This window comes from Pseudomonas sp. R3-41, from assembly GCF_054161485.1.
Map to the genome: position 1 here is coordinate 502,041 of NZ_CP096421.1, position 18,917 is coordinate 520,957.

General features: G+C 63.3%; 19 protein-coding genes. 14 read left to right on the plus strand and 5 right to left on the minus strand.

Annotation, left to right across the window (positions count from 1 at the left end):
* Positions 1–38: 38 nt before the first annotated feature.
* Positions 39–536 carry a hypothetical protein gene (locus M1D99_RS02260; protein WP_458131327.1) on the minus strand — a complete coding sequence of 166 codons (498 nt, stop codon included), beginning with the start codon at positions 534–536 and terminating at the stop codon, positions 39–41.
* A gap of 418 nt (positions 537–954) precedes the next feature.
* Between M1D99_RS02260 and M1D99_RS02265 the strand changes: the two genes are divergently transcribed.
* From M1D99_RS02265 to madM, 10 genes are all read left to right on the plus strand, one after another.
* A complete protein-coding gene (locus tag M1D99_RS02265) occupies positions 955–1,584 on the plus strand; it encodes a nucleotidyltransferase domain-containing protein (protein ID WP_458132112.1) in 630 nt (209 codons plus the stop codon).
* Between the two features lie 487 nt (positions 1,585–2,071).
* Positions 2,072–3,742 carry a malonate decarboxylase subunit alpha gene (gene mdcA, locus M1D99_RS02270; protein WP_458131328.1) on the plus strand — a complete coding sequence of 557 codons (1,671 nt, stop codon included), beginning with the start codon at positions 2,072–2,074 and terminating at the stop codon, positions 3,740–3,742.
* Positions 3,743–4,618 carry a triphosphoribosyl-dephospho-CoA synthase gene (locus tag M1D99_RS02275; RefSeq protein WP_186710367.1) on the plus strand — a complete coding sequence of 292 codons (876 nt, stop codon included), beginning with the start codon at positions 3,743–3,745 and terminating at the stop codon, positions 4,616–4,618.
* Positions 4,618–4,917 (plus strand): malonate decarboxylase subunit delta, encoded by a 300-nt coding sequence (locus tag M1D99_RS02280; protein ID WP_207966832.1) that lies wholly within the window; start codon positions 4,618–4,620, stop codon positions 4,915–4,917. The genes M1D99_RS02275 and M1D99_RS02280 overlap by 1 nt, the downstream gene beginning before the upstream one ends.
* Complete coding sequence (locus M1D99_RS02285) at positions 4,910–5,761, plus strand: biotin-independent malonate decarboxylase subunit beta (protein WP_434573778.1); 852 nt, start codon at positions 4,910–4,912, stop codon at positions 5,759–5,761. The genes M1D99_RS02280 and M1D99_RS02285 overlap by 8 nt, the downstream gene beginning before the upstream one ends.
* Positions 5,758–6,561, plus strand: a complete 804-nt coding sequence (gene mdcE, locus M1D99_RS02290; protein ID WP_458131329.1) for a biotin-independent malonate decarboxylase subunit gamma — start codon at positions 5,758–5,760, stop codon at positions 6,559–6,561. The genes M1D99_RS02285 and mdcE overlap by 4 nt, the downstream gene beginning before the upstream one ends.
* Positions 6,555–7,178, plus strand: coding sequence for a malonate decarboxylase holo-ACP synthase (locus M1D99_RS02295; protein ID WP_458131330.1), 624 nt, complete (start codon positions 6,555–6,557; stop codon positions 7,176–7,178). The genes mdcE and M1D99_RS02295 overlap by 7 nt, the downstream gene beginning before the upstream one ends.
* Positions 7,175–8,095 (plus strand): malonate decarboxylase subunit epsilon, encoded by a 921-nt coding sequence (gene mdcH / locus M1D99_RS02300; protein WP_458131331.1) that lies wholly within the window; start codon positions 7,175–7,177, stop codon positions 8,093–8,095. The genes M1D99_RS02295 and mdcH overlap by 4 nt, the downstream gene beginning before the upstream one ends.
* Before the next feature lie 67 nt (positions 8,096–8,162).
* Complete coding sequence (madL, locus tag M1D99_RS02305; RefSeq protein WP_186710375.1) at positions 8,163–8,555, plus strand: malonate transporter subunit MadL; 393 nt, start codon at positions 8,163–8,165, stop codon at positions 8,553–8,555.
* 5 nt (positions 8,556–8,560) lie between these two features.
* Positions 8,561–9,325: a malonate transporter subunit MadM gene (gene madM, locus M1D99_RS02310; protein ID WP_186729218.1), complete on the plus strand. Its 765-nt coding sequence runs from the start codon at positions 8,561–8,563 to the stop codon at positions 9,323–9,325.
* Between the two features lie 112 nt (positions 9,326–9,437).
* Here madM and M1D99_RS02315 read toward each other — a convergent pair whose 3' ends face one another.
* Positions 9,438–10,352 carry a LysR family transcriptional regulator gene (locus M1D99_RS02315; RefSeq protein WP_186707073.1) on the minus strand — a complete coding sequence of 305 codons (915 nt, stop codon included), beginning with the start codon at positions 10,350–10,352 and terminating at the stop codon, positions 9,438–9,440.
* Between the two features lie 299 nt (positions 10,353–10,651).
* Between M1D99_RS02315 and trhA the strand changes: the two genes are divergently transcribed.
* Positions 10,652–11,269 (plus strand): PAQR family membrane homeostasis protein TrhA, encoded by a 618-nt coding sequence (gene trhA, locus M1D99_RS02320; protein ID WP_122567374.1) that lies wholly within the window; start codon positions 10,652–10,654, stop codon positions 11,267–11,269.
* Here the strand turns inward: trhA and M1D99_RS02325 are convergent.
* Positions 11,257–12,180, minus strand: coding sequence for a LysR family transcriptional regulator (locus M1D99_RS02325; protein ID WP_458131332.1), 924 nt, complete (start codon positions 12,178–12,180; stop codon positions 11,257–11,259). The genes trhA and M1D99_RS02325 overlap by 13 nt on opposite strands.
* A 105-nt stretch (positions 12,181–12,285) precedes the next feature.
* On the opposite strand from M1D99_RS02325, the gene M1D99_RS02330 reads away from it, so the two are divergent.
* The gene (locus M1D99_RS02330) at positions 12,286–13,527 is read left to right on the plus strand and encodes a D-amino acid dehydrogenase (protein ID WP_458131333.1); all 1,242 of its coding nucleotides are present in this window, start codon (positions 12,286–12,288) and stop codon (positions 13,525–13,527) included.
* Between the two features lie 21 nt (positions 13,528–13,548).
* Positions 13,549–14,451, plus strand: a complete 903-nt coding sequence (locus M1D99_RS02335; RefSeq protein ID WP_458131334.1) for a transporter substrate-binding domain-containing protein — start codon at positions 13,549–13,551, stop codon at positions 14,449–14,451.
* Between the two features lie 141 nt (positions 14,452–14,592).
* Here the strand turns inward: M1D99_RS02335 and M1D99_RS02340 are convergent, their stop codons facing one another.
* Both M1D99_RS02340 and M1D99_RS02345 read right to left on the minus strand, forming a co-directional pair.
* Positions 14,593–15,312 carry a 16S rRNA (uracil(1498)-N(3))-methyltransferase gene (locus tag M1D99_RS02340; RefSeq protein ID WP_434573793.1) on the minus strand — a complete coding sequence of 240 codons (720 nt, stop codon included), beginning with the start codon at positions 15,310–15,312 and terminating at the stop codon, positions 14,593–14,595.
* Positions 15,313–15,480: 168 nt separating this feature from the next.
* Positions 15,481–16,887, minus strand: coding sequence for an adenosylmethionine--8-amino-7-oxononanoate transaminase (locus M1D99_RS02345; protein ID WP_207966844.1), 1,407 nt, complete (start codon positions 16,885–16,887; stop codon positions 15,481–15,483).
* A gap of 222 nt (positions 16,888–17,109) precedes the next feature.
* Between M1D99_RS02345 and M1D99_RS02350 the strand changes: the two genes are divergently transcribed.
* A complete protein-coding gene (locus M1D99_RS02350; protein ID WP_434573797.1) occupies positions 17,110–18,873 on the plus strand; it encodes a flavin monoamine oxidase family protein in 1,764 nt (587 codons plus the stop codon).
* Positions 18,874–18,917: the final 44 nt, after the last annotated feature.

Genomic DNA, 18,917 nt, shown 5'->3' on the forward strand with positions numbered 1-18,917 from the left:
GTAAAAACCTCCAAAGCCAGGCGACCTTTCGTGAATGTCTATTTATCGGGAACCCGCTCAACCTTGATGTCATCGATGTCCAGCTTACGGGACACACCGGACTCCCCGAAATCCGTACCAATCACGATATGGGCACTGGTACCCGAGTAGCGAACCCCAATTGAATCACTCTGGAGCCACGTATCGGTTGGAGTGCTCGGATTTATCCAAAAAGCGGAAAAGCCCAGTGATACGTTCGCAGTCACTATGACTCTGATCGTTGTTGCTTCCCCCGCTTCCGGTGGGTGAACGCGGTATCTGAAGGATGTGAAAAGAAAGCCTTTCTCCTGCTTTGGGCCAGGAAAGGTAAACATCTTGGCGAGAGACGGCTGAAACGTTTGTGGGGGTCTGTATTCCAGCTTGCCGGACCAGAACGTATTTTTCTGGCCGCCTGGATCTTGTTCCGACTTGAGCGTCCCATCCGGGGAGCCAATGTCATTCTCCCAGCCGTTCCTTTCTCCATCTTCAAAATCGTGCCCGTACTTGTCGTGGTTCATGTTGTTTCTCCAGTCACAGCGCTTTTGACCCTGCCCGAGGAAACGGGGGCATTGATGATCGCGGCGCAACTATTCGGCGCTGCAACTGACGGATTGGCTACTGTCAGAATTAACAGGTTGAAGCCACAATCCGACTAGCGGTTGCGTATGAAAGGGGCTGACTTGAGAGCCGCTTCGCGAATTCGAATGCATTCCATGGACTTTTGTGGGAGCGAGCCTGCTCGCGATAGCGGTGGGTTAGGCGACATCAATATTGAGTGTGACGCTGCTATCACAAGTAATACCTTCTCTGTCGCGCTCGATAGATAGGTCCCATAAAGGGTCTGTTAAGCCCCTTTATGGGACCGGGTTCGGCGGTAAGGCTTGCTAAGTCCCAATAAGGGACCCATCATTCCCTTTGGGACTTTATGCTGCTTCTATGGACCATCTCTCTCTCAGCGATGCGCTGTTCACGGCCACTCAGCAGCGGGTCTTGGGCTTGTTGTTCGGTAAGCCGGATCAAAGCTTCTATGCCAACGAAATTGCCCGCTGGGCCCAAATAGGTAAAGGCGGTCTCATGCGGGAGTTGGAACGCCTGCAACGCTCAGGCGTGCTCACCATGACTCGTCTGGGCAATCAAACCCATTATCAAGCCAACCCACACTGCCCGATTTACGCTGAGCTGCTAGGCATCGTGCGCAAAACCGTCGGCATCGCCGAACCGTTGCGCCAGGCGTTGGAGCCTTTTTCAGAACAACTGCGTTGGGCGTTCGTCTATGGCTCCATCGCCAAGGGCCAGGCGAACACGTCCAGTGACATAGACCTCATGCTGATCGGCGAGGGCCTGCACTACAGTGAAGTCATGGAGCGGCTCCTGCCTCTGGAACAACAACTGGGCCGCCCCCTCAACCCTACGCTCTACACGCCCCGGGACTGGGCAGCAAAACTTGCGGCCTGCAACAGCTTCGTGGTGCGGGTAGCGCAGCAGGAGAAGATCGACTTGCTGGGTGAAAACCCTTTGGAAACCAAGGATGGACAAGCTCCAAAACCTGGAGAAACTGTTACATAGCGGCGCCCTGAAAACCGAACCACCGGATCGCCAGGAATGTGAAGGCCTGATGCGTTCAGCCGTGGATCGCTTGAAGGATGCCCAAACCACTTCCCTCTCTTTCTCAAGAGTTGGCCCGTGGCGGTGGCCACAAACTTCCAATCCAATCCATATCCCTGTGGGAGCGAGCTGGCCCTCATCCAGATGTCGCAAACCGTGGCGAGGGAGCTTGCTCCCGCTGGGCCGCGCCCGTAGGAGCTGTCGAGTGCAACGAGGCTGCGATCTTTCCCCAGACAATTGAATCTCAAGCGAAAGATCAAAAGATCGCAGCCTTCGGCAGCTCCTACAGCGCTGTCGAGCGGGAGCAAGCTCCCTCGCCACAGAAGCATTGTCCGCTGCGGCATTCAACCATTACTCCCACCGTAACGATCCGCCGCTGAGCTTGATTGATGCCCACGCCACAACACTCCTAAGGTGAGCTCCACGACAGCGAACCCGTGGAGTGGTCATGACAACAACAATATCCCCCGACTCGCGCTGGACGCGGCGGCGCAGCGAGAAACAGCGGCGTCTCGGGCTGGTGAAGGGGCTTGCCGACGGTGTGGTGCTGCCCACCGACAAGATCGTCGCGGCGCTGGAGGCGTTGATCCTGCCCGGCGACCGTGTGGTGCTGGAAGGCAATAACCAGAAGCAGGCGGACTTCCTGTCCCGCTCCTTGGCGAAAGTCGACCCTTCGAAGCTGCATGACCTGCACATGATCATGCCCAGCGTCGGTCGTTCCGAGCACTTGGACCTGTTCGAACGCGGCATCGCCCGTAAGCTCGATTTTTCTTTCGCCGGTACCCAGAGCCTGCGCATCAGCCAGTTGCTGGAAGACGGCCTGCTGGAAATCGGCGCGATCCACACCTACATCGAGCTCTATGCCCGGCTGGTGGTGGACCTGATTCCCAACGTCGTGCTCTCGGCCGGTTTCATGGCCGACCGCGCCGGCAATATCTACACCGGCCCCAGCACCGAAGACACACCGGCGCTGATCGAACCGGCGGCCTTCAGCGACGGCGTCGTGATCGTCCAGGTCAATCAGTTGGTAGACGATGTCAGCGATTTGCCGCGAGTCGATATCCCGGCGTCCTGGGTGGATTTCGTGGTGGTGGCCGACAAACCGTTCTACATCGAACCGTTGTTCACCCGCGACCCTCGCCATATCAAGCCTGTGCATGTGCTGATGGCGATGATGGCGATCCGTGGGATCTACGAAAAACACAACGTCCAGTCCCTCAACCACGGCATCGGTTTCAACACCGCCGCCATCGAATTGATCTTGCCGACCTACGGCGAATCCCTTGGTTTGAAGGGCAAGATCTGCCGCAACTGGACCCTCAATCCGCATCCGACCCTGATCCCGGCCATCGAGAGCGGCTGGGTCGAAAGCGTGCATTGCTTCGGCACCGAGTTGGGCATGGAAAGTTACATCGCCGCGCGCCCCGACGTGTTCTTCACCGGCCACGACGGTTCGCTGCGCTCCAACCGCATGGTCTGCCAACTGGCGGGGCAGTACGCGGTGGACCTGTTCATCGGCGCCACCCTGCAAGTGGACGGCGACGGCCATTCCTCCACGGTGACCCGCGGTCGACTGGCCGGCTTCGGCGGTGCGCCGAACATGGGCCATGACCCTCGCGGTCGCCGTCACGGCACGCCGGCCTGGCTCGACATGCGCCACGGCGATGGCGAGGCGCCGTTACTCGAACGCGGCAAGAAGCTGGTAGTGCAGATGGTCGAGACGTTCCAGGAGGGCGGCAAGCCCACCTTCGTCGACACTCTCGACGCGGTGGACGTGGCGAAGAAAGCCGGCATGCCCCTGGCGCCGATCATGATCTACGGCGATGACGTCACCCACCTGCTCACCGAAGAGGGCATCGCCTACCTGTACAAGGCCCGCTCCCTGGAAGAGCGCCAGGCGATGATCGCCGCCGTGGCCGGCGTCACTGCCATCGGCCTGCGCCATGACCCGAAAGACACCGCACGCATGCGCCGCGAAGGGCTGATCGCCTTGCCCGAAGACCTCGGCATCCGCCGCACCGACGCCACCCGCGAGTTGCTCGCGGCCAAGAGCGTGGCCGATCTGGTGGAATGGTCCGGTGGCCTCTACAACCCGCCCGCCAAGTTCAGGAGCTGGTAAATGCGCGCCCTTAATCTGCAACCCAAGACGTTATCCCTGGCTGAACGTTTGGCCGATCTGGCGGTGGACGCGCTGATCGACGAAGCCGACCTCTCACCCAAACCGGCCCTGGTGGACCGGCGCGGCAGTGGTGCCCACACCGACCTGCACCTGGGCCTGATGCACGCCTCGGCACTGTCGCTGTGGCCGGCCTTCAAGGAAATGGCCGAGGCCGCCCTCGAGTGTGGCGAGATCGGCTTGCCGCTGCGCGAGGCCCTTGGCCGGATCGGCCGAGAAGGTGAAGCCGCGATGCTCGCCACCACGGGCGGCGTAAATACGCATCGTGGTGCGATCTGGGCCTTGGGCTTGCTCGTCGCGGCGGCGGCGCTTGAGCCTGAATCCAACGTCGCGGGCGCCGTCACGCTACGCGCCGCCCGCCTGGCCTTGCTCACCGACCGTTATGCACCCCAACCCTTGAGCCACGGCGCCCAGGTCGCCCAGCGCTACGGCGTGCGCGGCGCCCGGGAAGAAGCGCAACTGGCGTTCCCGGCGGTGACGGGCCTGGGCTTGCCGCAACTCAAGCGCAGCCGCGCGGCGGGGGCGGGCGAGCAGAACGCTCGCCTGGATGCCTTGCTGGCGATCATGACAACACTGGCCGACACCTGCGTGCTTTACCGCGCCGGCGAAGCGGGTCTGCAAGCCATGCAGCAGGGTGCCAAAGCGGTGCTCGACGCCGGTGGCAGTGCGAGCCTGGGCGGCCGTCGCCAATTGCATGCGCTGGACCAACAACTGATTGCCTTGAACGCCTCGCCCGGCGGCGCTGCCGACCTGCTCGCCGCCTGCCTGTTCCTCGATCGCATCGAGCGCGGCGATGGCTTCTTCCCAGGAGTGTGCTGATGGAAACCTTATCCTTTGAATTCCCCGCCGGCCAGCCGCCACGGGGCCGGGCGCTGGTGGGCTGTGTCGGCTCGGGCGATCTGGAAGTACTGATCGAGCCTGGCCTGGCGGGCAAGCTGACCATCCAGGTGCAGACCTCAGTCAACGGCAGCGAGCAGCGCTGGCGGCATCTGTTTGCGCGGATGTTCGACGGTCAGACACCGGCCGCGATGAGCATCGACATCCATGATTTCGGCGCCACCCCCGGCGTGGTGCGCCTGCGCCTGGAACAAGGCTTCGAGGAGATCGGCCATGACTGACAGCGCAGCGTTGCTCAACAAGCACAGCTTCGTCGAACTCGGCGCCCGGCAACGGGCCAAAGCCTTGCTCGATGCCGGTACGTTCCGCGAATTGCTCGACCCGTTCCAGCGGATCATGTCGCCGTGGCTGTTGCGCCAAGGCGTGGTGCCGCAAAGCGACGACGGCGTAGTGATCGCCAAGGGCATGCTCGACGGCCTGCCGGTGGTGATCGCCGCCATCGAAGGCGCGTTCCAGGGTGGCAGCCTCGGCGAAGTCGGCGGGGCGAAGATCGCCGGTGCGTTGGAATTGGCGGCGCAGGACAACCGCAAAGGTATTCCGACCCGCGCCGTGTTGCTGCTGGAAACCGGCGGCGTGCGGTTGCAGGAAGCCAACCTCGGGCTTGCGGCGATTGCCGAGATTCACTCGGCGATAGTCGATCTGCGCCAGTACCAGCCAGTGGTTGGTGTGGTCGCCGGCAGCGTCGGTTGCTTTGGCGGCATGTCCATTGCCGCCGGGCTGTGCAGCTATCTGCTGGTGACCCGGGAAGCACGGCTGGGCCTGAACGGTCCGCAAGTGATCGAACAGGAAGCCGGCCTCGACGAATACGACTCTCGCGACCGGCCATTTATCTGGAGCCTGACCGGCGGTGAGCAGCGTTTCGCCACCGGACTGGTGGACCGTTACGCGGCCGACGACGTGACGCAGATCCGCCAGCAGGTCAGCCAGTTGCTGCACCTGGGCGTGCCCGCGCAGCACCGCAGTGGCCAGGCCGAACTGTTCCTGCAACGCCTGGCCCGCTTGGACACCGGCGTGCAAATCGAACCGGAAGCGGTTCGCCAGCTGTACCAGGGAGAACGCCCATGAGTGCTTATTCGTTGAGAGGCTTGCGCTGGTTCGAGGCCTTGAGTGGTGGTGCCAGCACGGTGCAAGGTTTACCCGCTTCGTTGAAAGTCGCCGATGTCAGCCTGGGCGAACAAACCGTGCGCCTGCTGGCGGTGGTGGCCGATCCCGACAACCGTTTCCCTCGGGCGCGCAATGGCGAAGTCGGCTTGCTGGAAGGGTGGGGCCTGGCCAAGGCGGTGGATGACGCCATCGACGCCGACCGCGATGCAACCCACAAGCGTGCGCTGATCGCCATTGTCGATGTGCCGAGCCAGGCCTATGGCCGGCGCGAAGAAGCGCTGGGCATTCACCAGGCCCTGGCCGGCGCCGCTGACAGTTACGCCCGCGCCCGGTTGGCCGGGCATCCGGTGATTGGCTTGCTGGTGGGCAAGGCGATGTCGGGGGCGTTCCTGGCCCACGGCTACCAGGCCAACCGGTTGATCGCCCTGCGCGACCCGGGCGTGATGGTCCACGCCATGGGCAAGGCTTCGGCGGCGCGGGTGACCTTGCGCAGTGTCGAGGAGCTTGAAGCGCTGGCTGCCAGCGTGCCGCCGATGGCCTATGACATCGACAGCTTTGCCAGCCTGGGCTTGCTGTGGGAAACCCTGTCGGTGGAGCAGATCGAACAGCCCTCGGCGACTGATTTGGCCCGGGTCATCGATTGCCTGCAACAGGCGATCAACGATGTCGCCACTGCGCCTCGCGACTTGAGCAGTCGCCTCGGTGCGACCCATCGGGCGGCCTCCAGCACGGTTCGCCAATTGTTGAGCGCGCAGTGGTGAATACGTACCTGGCCCATGACCTGCTCTGGGGGATGACCCCGGAGCAAGTGCCCGCGGGTGCGCCGGCATGGGTGGTTGAATCGATGGCCGTCGGTCAACCGGTGGTGGTTCGGCGCTCGCTGACGCCAGCGGATCAGATCGCGGTCGGCGTGCGCGGGCGCTTGCGCGAGCAGCGTTATGCAACGTCAATGGCGGTCGTGGCGATTTCCCGTTGCGTCAGGCCGGAAGACCTCTGTCACGTCGAGTCGACTCGCGACCTGCCGGCCCTGCACACGCTGGCCCGCCTGCGCCCGCTGCTCGATGCCAGCGGCTGGGCCTGGGGTGTCAGCGGCAGCGCCGGGTTTGAACTCGCCACCGGTGTCGAGGCACTGCATGAGCGCAGCGACCTGGATCTGATTTTGCGCACGCCGCAGTGCCTGGATCGGCTCCAGGCCAAGGAGTTGCTGGCGCTACTGGATGCTTCGGTATGCGCCGTGGACATGCAGTTGCAAACCCCTTGCGGCGCCGTGGCCTTGCGCGAATGGGCGGGCTCGTCCCGTCGGGTCTTGCTCAAGGATGATGTCCGGGCCCGGCTGGTGAGCGATCCCTGGCAGCCTTCGTTGGAGCAGGTCGCGTGAGCAGCCTCTTGGTCTTTCCCGGCCAGGGTGCGCAGCGCGTGGGCATGCTCCATGGGGTGGCGCCGCGGATCCTGGACGAGGCGGGTGCTGTGCTCGGTGAAGACGTCTTGCGGCTGGACAGCGCTGAAGCCTTGCAATCAACCCGCGCCGTGCAGCTGTGCCTGCTGATCGCCGGCGTGGCGGCGGCCCGCCGATTGCTGGAACGGGCTCCCGCGCCTGATTATGTGGCGGGACTGTCCATCGGTGCGTATCCGGCGGCAGTGGTGGCCGGGGCGCTGGCTTTCGAGGATGCGTTGCGGCTGGTCAGCCTGCGCGGCGAACTGATGCAGCAGGCCTACCCGCAAGGCTACGGCATGACGGCGATCATCGGCCTGGACCTCGCGGCGGTGGAAGCCTTGCTGGCCCAGGTGCACAGTGAAACAACGCCGGTCTACCTGGCCAATATCAATGCCGATAACCAAGTGGTCATTGCCGGCAGCGACGGCGCCATGGGCCTCGTTGCCGAAAAGGCTCGGAGCCAAGGCGCTGGCAAGGCCTGCCGGCTGGCGGTGAGCGTGCCGTCCCATTGTCCGTTGCTGGAGGCGCCGGCCCGGACGTTGGCCGAGGCGTTTGCCGAGGTGCCGTTGAAAGCTCCGACACTGGGCTATCTCAGCGGCAGCCGCGCCCGGCCGGTGATCAAGATCGATGCCCTGCGCGACGACCTGGCCTTCAACATGTGCCGTGTCGTCGATTGGCGCGGCACGGTGCAAAGCGCCTACGAGCGAGGCGTGCGGTTGCAGATCGAACTGCCGCCCGGTGCGGTGCTCACCGCCCTGGCGCGCCGGGTGTTCGAGCAGGGCTCCGTCATGGCCTTCGACGGTGCTCGGCTCGATACCTTGCAAGCGCTGTTGCGTGAGGAGGGAAGCCGCCAACCCTAGACCACCGACTCAAGCTGGCGAAGCACAAAAACAACAACTTCGACGATGCACTTTGAGGACTACGACAATGATTATTTACGGTGTGGCGTTCCTGGCCTTTTGTACCCTGGCGGGTATTTTCATCGGCGAGCTGCTGGGCAAGCTGATTGGCGTGCCGGCCAACGTCGGCGGCGTCGGCATTGCGATGCTGCTGTTGATCGGCCTGGGCAGTTACCTGAACAAGCGCGGCCTGTTCACGGGCAAATCCGAGGCCGGCGTGGAATTCTGGAGTGCGATCTACATCCCCATCGTGGTCGCGATGGCGGCCCAGCAAAACGTCTACGGTGCACTCAAGGGTGGGCCGATGGCGATCCTGGCCGGGACCCTGGCGGTGGTGATTGCCTTTGCGTTGGTACCGGTGCTGGTGCGCATTGGCAACAAAGGGCCTCAGGCCGACATCTCCGTCAAGACGGTCGGGTGATTGCCATGTACGAATCCATGATGAAAGTCATCACCGGCTACGGCCTGATCAGCGGTTTTGCCATTGTCGGCATCACCATGTGGGTGTCCTACTGGATCAGCAATACCTTCACCAAGGGCCGCCTGCACGGTTCGGCCATCGCCATCCTCCTGGGATTGGTACTCTCCTACATCGGCGGCGCAATGACCGGTGGGCAAAAGGGCGTGGTGGACATTCCGCTGCTGTCCGGGATTGGCTTGCTGGGCGGCGCCATGCTGCGGGACTTCGCCATCGTCGCCACGGCGTTCGGCGTGAGTGTCGAGGAACTCAAGCGCGCCGGTTTCGTTGGAGTGCTGGCCTTGTTCGTCGGGGTCGGTACGTCGTTCATTGCCGGGGTTGGCGTGGCGATGGCCTTTGGTTATACCGATTCGGTGAGCCTGACCACCATCGGTGCGGGAGCCGTGACCTACATCGTCGGGCCGGTGACCGGGGCGGCGATTGGGGCCACTTCCGAGGTGATGGCCTTGTCCATTGCCGCCGGATTGATCAAGGCGATCCTGGTGATGGTGGCGACACCGTTCGTGGCGCCGTACATCGGCCTCAACAACCCGCGTAGCGCGGTGATCTTCGGCGGCTTGATGGGCACCTCCAGCGGCGTGGCCGGTGGGTTGGCGGCCACCGATCCGAAGCTGGTGCCTTATGGTTGCCTGACGGCGGCGTTCTACACCGCCCTTGGGTGCTTGCTCGGGCCTTCGCTGCTGTTCCTGATTATGCGGGGGTTGATGGGGTAGGGCTTAGTCTCTTTGTTGAAAGAACTGGCCTCTTCGCGAGCAAGCCCGCTCCCACAGTCGACCCCGAGTCCTCTGTGGGAGCGGGCTTGCTCGCGAAGGGGGCGACTCGGTTTCAAGCTTGCCGATTGGCATACATCCGGCACTCCGCCAACAACGCCAGCAGGTTCGGATCACGCTCCTTGGCCTTCAGGAACACCACGCCGATGTGCTGCTGCAACCGGTACTTTTCCTGTAACGGGATCAGCTTCACCCGGTTTTCATACACCGCCGCAATCCGGCCTGGCAGCAAGGCGTAGCCCACCCCGGAGCTGACCATGCTCAGCAGCGTGAAGATGTCGTTGACCTGCATCGCCACCTTCGGCTCGAACCCCGCCTGCTTGAATACCCGGACACCGTCCTGATGCGTGGCGAAGCCCTGGGTCAGGGTGATGAACGTTTCGTCGCGGACCTCGGCCAAGTCGACTTCGCTGCGCTGGGCAAAGGGCGAGTCGGCCGGCGTGGCGAGGAAGATGTCATCGGAAAACAGCGCGATCTGCTCGCAATCCGGGTCGTTGACGCTGTCGTCCAGGGACACCAGGATCGCATCGACTTCCATGTTCTTGAGCTTGTACAGCAGGTCGATGTTGGAGCCCATGATCAGGTCGATATTGAGTTCGCTGCGGCGGATCTTCAGGCCCATGATCAACTGCGGCACGGTCTTGACCGTCAGCGAATACAGCGAGCCAAGCTTGAAGCGCTCGGCGGAGAAGCCGGCGGCCTCACGGGTCAGGCGCACACTGTCGACCACGTCCTGGATCAGCTTCTGCGCCCGTTCCTCCAGCACATAGGCGCTTTCCAACGGCGTGAGGTTGCGGCCTTCGTGCTTGAACAGCGGGCAGCGCAAGGCGCTTTCCAGCGAGTGAATGGCCCGGTGCACGCTGACGTTGCTGGTCTGCAACTCGGCCGCCGCCCGCGCCAGGTTGCCGGTGCGCATGAAGGCCAGGAACACCTCGAGTTTCTTCAGGGTCAATTCTTCGTCGATCAGCATGGGGGCGGACTCTTATTCGTATGGCTCGATTGTGCCCCATGTCTTCCTGGCGACGCGATTTATGTGGCTGGAGAGCTTTTGTGGCGAGGGAGCTTGCTCCCGCTGGGTGGCGAAGCCGCCCCAAGGATCTTGTGAGCGCTGCGCACTGGAGCGCCAGCCCGGTCAAGCGGGAGCAAGCTCCCTCGCCACAAATGATCTTTTGCCACAGGTTCTGTGTGCGATGCAGAGAGCAAACCATTGCACTTTCAAGCGCCAAGCCTGAGCCTTGGCCCCTGTTTCTAAATGCGAGGTGGTATTGGATGTATCACGGGGAACGACTCAACGCCTGGACGCACCTGGTGGGGGCGGTGGCGGCGTTTATCGGCGCGGTGTGGTTGCTGGTGATCGCCGGGATGGCCGGCGATCCATGGAAGATCGTCAGCGTGGCGATCTACGGGTTCACCTTGCTGGTGCTGTACAGCGCTTCGACGGTCTATCACAGCGTGCGCGGCCGCAAGAAAGAAATCATGCAGAAGGTCGATCATTTCTCGATCTACCTGTTGATCGCCGGCAGCTACACCCCGTTCTGCCTGGTGACCCTGCGTGGGCCCTGGGGCTGGACATTGTTCGGGATCGTCTGGGGGCTGGCCGTGATTGGTATCTTGCAGGAAATCAAGCCGCGTTCCGAAGCGCGGATCCTGTCGATCGTGATCTACGCCGTGATGGGCTGGATCGTGCTGGTGGCGGTCAAGCCCTTGCTGGCGGCGTTGGGCAGCACAGGGTTCGCCTGGCTCGCCTCGGGCGGCGTGTTGTACACCGTCGGCATTATCTTTTTCGCCCTCGACCACCGGTTGCGCCACGCCCATGGCATCTGGCACCTGTTTGTCATGGCCGGCAGTTTGCTGCACTTCGTGGCGATTCTGTTCTACGTGCTTTGAGCGGCGGCGAACAGACGATCCAACTGCGCCTGGGCCTGGCTGGCAAAAATCTCCAGCAACGCGCCGAGGGTATGCACCGGCGCCTCATTGGCACGGGTGACGGCGTACAGGGAAATCGGCAGTGGGGGCGACAGCGGCCGGATAGCGGTGCGAGTGCTCGAAGCGCCGAGCGCGGTGAACGGGTCGATCACCGCCAGCCCGGCACCGGACTCGACCATGGCCCGGGCCAGTGAATAGGTCTGTACGGCGATGCTGATGCGCGGCGGCGGTTCCACGGCCTTGAGATAGCCGTCCAGCTTGGCCGAAAGTGGGTCGGCACTGGACAGGCCGATCAACGGTGCGCCGGCCAGGGCCTGCAACGGCATCGGCTGGCCCACCTGCGCTTCGGGCCAATGACCGCTCGGCGCCAGGGCGACCAATACGCCGCTGGCCAGGGCCTGGGCCTTGAGTCCTGGATGATCGGGCGGTTGCAGGGTCAGGGCCACATCGATTTCGCGCATCAGCAGGTTTTGCGTCAGTTCGCGGCTGTGGGCGCTGGACAACTCGCAGACGATGTCCGGGTAGCGTCGGGTCCATTGATGGATCGCCGCCGGCAATAGCGACAAGGCCAGGGCCGGTGTCGCGCCGATCCGCAGGCTGTGGCCCGGCTCGCGGCGCAGGCTCTGGGCGAGGCGCCGGACACCTTGCAGGCTCTCGCTGACCTTGTCGACTTCGCGCTCCAACTCCAGCGCTTCGGGGGTGGCCTGCAACTTGCCGCGCACCCGCAGGAATAACGCAAACCCCAATTGCTGCTCGGCGTGCTGCAGCACTTTGGTCACCGCCGGTTGCGAAACGTGCAGCAGTTGGGCCGCACCGCTGATGGAACCGGTCTGGCGGATGGCCTGGAAAATCTCGATATGGCGAAGGCGCATGGCAAGCCCATAACCTTTGTTTATAGGGGGCCCATCTTTATTCATTGTTCGCGGCCTGTCACCTGGCCCTAACCTGAAGCCATTCAAAACAGATGTGAGACGGACATGGCTCAGCGGGTTTGCATCATCGGCGGTGGCGTGGTGGGGCTGGCGACGGCTTATGCGCTGGTGCGCGACGGCATCGACGTGAAGGTGGTGGAGGCCCGGGAGACCTTGGGCAGCGAAACCAGTTTTGCCAACGGTGGCCAGCTGTCCTATCGCTATGTCGCCCCGCTGGCGGATGCCGGCGTGCCCTGGCAGGCCCTGGGCTGGATGCTGCGCGGTGACTCGCCGCTCAAGCTGCGGCCACGCCTGGACACGGCGCAGTGGCGCTGGATGGCTGCGTTCATTGGCGCCTGCCGGACTTCGGTCAATCGGCGCAACGGCGCCCACCTGTTGCGCCTGGCGCTATTGAGCCAGGCGACCTTGCAGGGCTGGCGCGAGCAGGACCACCTCGACAGCTTCGAGTGGCGACGCAATGGCAAGCTGGTGACGTTTCGTGACGCGGGGCATTTCCGGCGCGCGCGGCAGGGGTTGGCGGACAGTGCCTCTCAGCAGGTGCTTGGCCCCGCCGAGTGCGCGACCCTGGAACCGGCCCTGGCCGGCGTGCCGTATGTAGGCGGGATCTACACACCGGATGAGGAGGTCGCCGATTGCCATGGGTTCTGCCAGCAATTGGCGGCACGTTTGCGCGCTTCGGGGCGCTGCGAGTTCCTGTTGGGGCAGCCGGTCAGCGCCATTGAACACGCCAATGGCGCGGTGCAGGCCATCGTGCTGGACGGGCAGCGGCTGCCGGTGGAGCACCTGGTGATCGCTGCCGGCCACCGCAGCGCCGCGCTCGCCTTGCCCGGCGTGCGGATGCCGCTGTATCCGCTCAAGGGCTACAGCTTGACCGTGCCCATTGGTCCCGAGCATCAGGCGCCGGAGTTGAGCATCACCGACTACGACCGCAAGGTTGTCTATGCGCGGATCGGCGAACAATTGCGAATCGCGGCGATGGTCGACATCGTCGGCTTCGACCCGACGCCGGACCCCAAGCGCCTGGCCTTGATCAAGCGCCAGGCCCTGGAAACTTTTCCCCAGGCTGGGGATTATTCCCGTGCTATCGAATGGGCCGGCATGCGCCCGGCCACCCCCAGCGGCGTGCCGCTGATTGGCGCCACCGGCTACCGTAACCTGTGGCTCAACCTGGGCCATGGGGCCTTGGGTTTTACCCTGGCGTGTGGCAGTGCTCGCGTGCTCAGCGAGCTGATCCGCCAGCACACACCTTCCATCGACTTGCAGGGCCTGACGCCCCGCGCCGCCTGACTTACCCAACGGAGAATAACAATGCAAAAAATCACGTTGATCGGCTGCACCCTGAGCCTGCTATTGAGCGCCCCGGCTTTTGCCAATGAGGCGCCAACGGCGGGCACGCTGGGCAAGATCGCTAGCAGCAAGACCATCACCCTGGGCTATCGCGACGCCTCGGTGCCGTTTTCCTATGTCGCGGATAACAGCGGCAAACCGATGGGTTATTCGGTGGAACTGGCGAGCAAGATCGTCGAGCGCATCAAGCAGCAACTGGCATTGCCGCAACTGAACGTGAAGTACAACCTGGTTACCTCCCAGACCCGCATTCCACTGGTGCAGAACGGCACCGTGGACCTGGAGTGCGGCTCCACCGGGGTGACGGCCGAGCGGCAGAAGCAAGTGGCGTTTTCCTATGGTTTTATCTACGTGAAGGGCCAGTTGCTGACGGCCAGGGACAGCGGCATTCACAGCTTCGCCGACCTGCGTGGCAAGAACGTGGTGACCACCGCCGGCACCACCAATGAGCGCTTCCTGAAAAGCTACAACCAGGACAACAAGGCCGACATGTTCATCATCAGCGCCAAGGACCACGGCGAGTCCTTCCAGATGCTCGAGACCGGCCGGGCGGCGGCGTTCTACATGGACGATGCGCTGCTCTACGGCGAACGGGCCAAGGCCCGCGACCCGCACAAGTGGGTGGTGGTGGGGCAGGAGCAATCGCGGGAGATCTACAGCTGCATGGTGCGCAAGGACGATCCGCAATTCCTGGCATTGGTCAACGCGACCCTGGCGGATTTATACAAGTCGGGGGAGATCAACGAGATCTACGACCGCTGGTTCCAGAAACCGATTCCACCCAAGGGCCTGAACCTGGAATTTCCGATGACCAGCGAGTTGAAGGCGATCATTGCCAAGCCGACGAGTGAGCCGGTGCAGTAAGTGTCATGCACCGCTGAGCCCTTGTGGGAGCGGGCTTGCTCGCGAAGGCGGTGTGTCAGTCAAGATTGATGCTGGCTGACACACCGCCTTCGCGAGCAAGCCCGCTCCCACATTAAATGGCATCTTCAATGGGGCGGAGCCTTAGAAATCCCCCCACAACTGCTGCGCCACCGCCAACGCCACCACCGGCGCGGTTTCGGTGCGCAGCACGCGGGGGCCGAGGCGGGCGGCGTGGTAGCCGGCGGCTTTGGCCTGCTCGACCTCGGCATCCGACAAGCCGCCCTCAGGGCCGATCAGGAAGGCCAGTGTGGACGGTTTGTCATGGCTGACCAGCGGCTCGGCCACCGGGTGCAGTACCAGTTTCAGTTCGGCCTCGGCCTGCTTCAACCAGTCCGCCAGCAACAGCGGCGGGTGGATCACCGGCACGGTCGAGCGTCCGCACTGTTCGCAGGCGCTGATCGCCACCTGGCGCCAGTGCAGCAAGCGTTTGTCGGCGCGCTCGTCCTTGAGGCGCACTTCGCAGCGCTCGCTGAAAATCGGTGTGATCTCGCTGACCCCCAATTCCGTAGCCTTCTGGATCGCCCAGTCCATGCGCTCGCCCCGGGACAGGCCCTGGCCGAGGTGAATACGCAGCGACGATTCAGGCTGTCCAGCGAACTGTTCGTCCAGTTGCACCCGCACGCGTTTCTTGCCGACTTCGGCCAGGGTGCCGCGAAACTCTTGGCCGGAACCGTCGAACACCTGCACCGCATCGCCCTCGGCCATGCGCAGCACTCGGCCTATGTAGTGGGCCTGGGCCTCAGGCAGCTCGTGATCGCCGAGGCTCAGGGGGGCATCGATGAAGAAGCGGGACAGTCTCATGTTTTGTTCTCTATTGAATCTGAATTAGCCATTGCTGCGAGGGAGCTTTTGTGGCGAGGGAGCTTGCTCCCGCTCGATTGCGCAGCAATCGCCAGGAGGGGCCGCTTCGCCCGAAGCGTCGGACCGGCCCAGCGGGAGCAAGCTCCCTCGCCACAGAGAAATCTGTCGTCAGCCCGGATCGCGATAACCCGGGTGAAAGTCCTTCGGCACCGCCACGCTGACCTTGTCCCGGGTGGCGATGTCGATGCCTTCGCTGGCCACTTCGGCGAGGAAGTCGATCTGCTCGGGGGTGATGACATACGGCGGCAGGAAATACACCACGCTGCCCAGCGGTCGCAACAATGCACCGCGCTCCAGGGCATGCTGGAACACGGCCAGGCCGCGGCGTTCCTGCCATGGATAAGCGGTCTTGCTGGCCTTGTCCTTGACCATCTCGATGGCCAGCACCATGCCGGTCTGGCGCACCTCGGCGACGTTCGGATGGTCGGCCAGGTGGGCGGTCGCGCTGGCCATGCGTTGGGCCAGGGCTCGGTTGTTTTCGATGACGTTGTCTTCTTCGAAGATATCCAGCGTCGCCAGGGCCGCCGCGCAGGCCAGCGGGTTGCCCGTGTAGCTGTGGGAATGCAGGAAGGCGCGCAAGGTCGGGTAGTCGTCGTAGAACGCGCTGTAGACCTCGTCGGTGGTCACGCACGCCGCCAGCGGCAGGTAACCGCCGGTCAGGGCCTTGGACAGGCAGAGGAAATCCGGGGTGATGCCGGCCTGTTCACAGGCAAACATCGTCCCGGTGCGGCCGAAGCCGACGGCGATTTCGTCGTGGATCAGGTGCACGCCGTAGCGGTCGCAGGCCTCGCGCAGCAGTTTCAGGTACACCGGGTGGTACATGCGCATGCCGCCGGCGCCCTGGATCAGCGGCTCGACGATCACCGCCGCCACCGTGTCGTGGTGCTCGGCCAGGGTCTGCTCCATGGCGGCGAACATATTCCGCGAATGCTCCTCCCAACCCATGCCTTCGGGGCGGTGGTAACAGTCGGGGCTCGGCACCTTGATCGTGTCCAGCAGCAACGCCTTGTAGGTTTCCGTGAACAACGGCACGTCGCCCACCGACATCGCCGCGATGGTTTCGCCGTGGTAACTGTTGCTCAGGGTGACGAAGCGCTTCTTGTCCGGTTGGCCGCGATTGATCCAGTAGTGGAAGCTCATCTTCATCGCCACTTCGATGCAGGACGAACCGTTATCGGCGTAGAAGCACCGGGTCAGGCCTTCGGGCGTCATTTTTACCAGGCGCTCGGACAGCTCGATCACCGGCTGGTGGCTGAAACCGGCAAGGATCACATGCTCCAGTTGATCGACCTGGTCCTTGATGCGCTGGTTGATGCGCGGGTTGGCGTGGCCGAACACGTTGACCCACCAGGAACTGACGGCATCGAGGTAGCGCTTGCCTTCGAAATCTTCCAGCCACACGCCTTCACCGCGCTTGATGGGGATCAGGGGCAGCTGTTCGTGGTCTTTCATCTGGGTGCAGGGATGCCACAGCACCGCGAGGTCGCGTTGCATCCACTGGTTATTCAGGCCCATGTACAGTCTCCTCGAGGCGGCTCGCGGCGGGCGCGGGCAAAACAATCGCGCAAGCCTATGCAATGGCGGCCGTGGGGACAACCCATTGTGTCATTCGCGCTACTTTGAGCCAGGCGATAGACGTCGCTGGCGGCGTTTTGATGGCTGACGTATTCTTCGCCGTTCCCTGGGCCGACTGGCTCGAAGCTGAAATTTCCTAGGTTTTAATCCGGAGTTCGTTGAATGTCTGCTGGTTGGCTGCGCGCCTGTGCGCTGGTGATGATAGGGCTGTTCAGCGTTTCGGCGCTGGCCAAGGACAAGCAACCGACGGCCATCGTCATCGGCGGCGGGTTGGCCGGACTGACGGCGGCCTACGAGCTGCAAAACAAGGGCTGGGCTGTGACCCTGCTGGAAGCCAAGCCAAGCCTGGGTGGCCGCTCGGGCATGGCCACCAGCGAGTGGATCGGCAACGAAAAGACCCAGCCGGTACTGAACAAGTACGTCTCCACCTTCAAGCTGAGCACCACGCCGGCCCCGGAATTCGTGCGGACCCCCAGCTACCTGATCGACGGTACGTATTTCACCGCCGCAGACCTGGCGACCAAGCAGCCGGCCACCGCCGAAGCCCTCAAGCGCTACGAAACCACCCTGGACGACCTGGCGCGCTCCATCGATGACCCACAGAATCCAGCGGCCACAAATACCTTGCATGCGCTGGACCAGATCACCGTGTCCAACTGGCTCGACCGCCTGCAATTGCCGGCCACGGCCCGTCAGCTGGTGAACCAGGAAATCCGCACGCGGTACGACGAGCCTTCGCGCCTGTCGCTGCTGTATTTCGCTCAGCAGAACCGCGTCTATCGCGGCGTGTCCGACCGCGACCTGCGGGCCTCGCGCTTGCTCGGTGGCAGTCCGGTCCTGGCCCAGGCGTTTGTCAAGCAGCTGAAAACCATCAAGACCAACTCGCCCGTGTCGGCCATCTCCCAGGACAAGGACGGCGTGACCGTCAAGGTCGGCAGCGTGGGCTACCAGGCTGACTACGTGGTGCTGGCGGTGCCATTGCGAGCCCTGAACAAGATCCAGTTGACCCCGGCCCTGGATGCCCAGCATCAAGGTGCGATCAAAGGCACCAACTACGGCTGGCGCGACCAGATCATGCTCAAGTTCAAGACCCCGGTCTGGGACAGCAAGGCGCGCATGTCGGGTGAGATCTACAGCAACACCGGCCTGGGCATGATGTGGATCGAGCCGGCCCTGAAGGGCGGCGCCAACGTAGTCATCAACCTGTCCGGCGACAACGCCCGGGTGATGCAGGCCTTCGGCGACAAACAGATGGTCGACCAGGTGCTGATCCGCCTGCACGCGTTTTATCCACAGGCCCGTGGCGCGTTCACCGGCTATGAGATCCGCCGCTACAGCACCGACCCGTCCATGGGCGGCGCCTACCTGGCCTTTGGTCCGGGCCAGATCAGCAAGTACTGGCGCCTGTGGGAAAAGCCGTTGCAGCGCGTAGCTTTTGCCGGTGAACATACCGATACGTTGTACCCGGGTACCCTGGAGGGGGCGTTGCGCAGCGGCCAGCGGGCGGCGAGTCAGGTTGAAGACCTGGCGGCCGGCAAGTCGTTCGAACCGGCCAAGGTTGTTCCGGCTGCAACGGCAGCCGCCGCGGGTGCGGTAGCGGCGAAGAAGGGCAACTTCTTCAGCAACCTGTTTGGCGGTTCGGATGACGACAAGAAGCCCGAGCCGGTGAAGGCGCCAGAGTCGGTAGCACCGCCGCCAGCGCCAACGCCTGCTCCCGCCCCAGTACCGGTCCCGGTGGAACCTCCCGCGCCGGCCCCGGCGAAGGTTGAGCCAGCCAAGAAAGCAGCGACCAAACCCGCGGCGAAAAAACCGGCTGCCAAGGCCCCAGCTAAAAAAGTCCCGGCCAAGGCTCCGGTGAAAAAGGCCGAGCCGGTGAAAAAACCAGCAGTCAAGCCGACGACGGCTACTGAGACCAAGGCTCAGTAACCGCACAAATGAGAAAAACGCGGCTAGTGCCAGTCAGTTAAGCA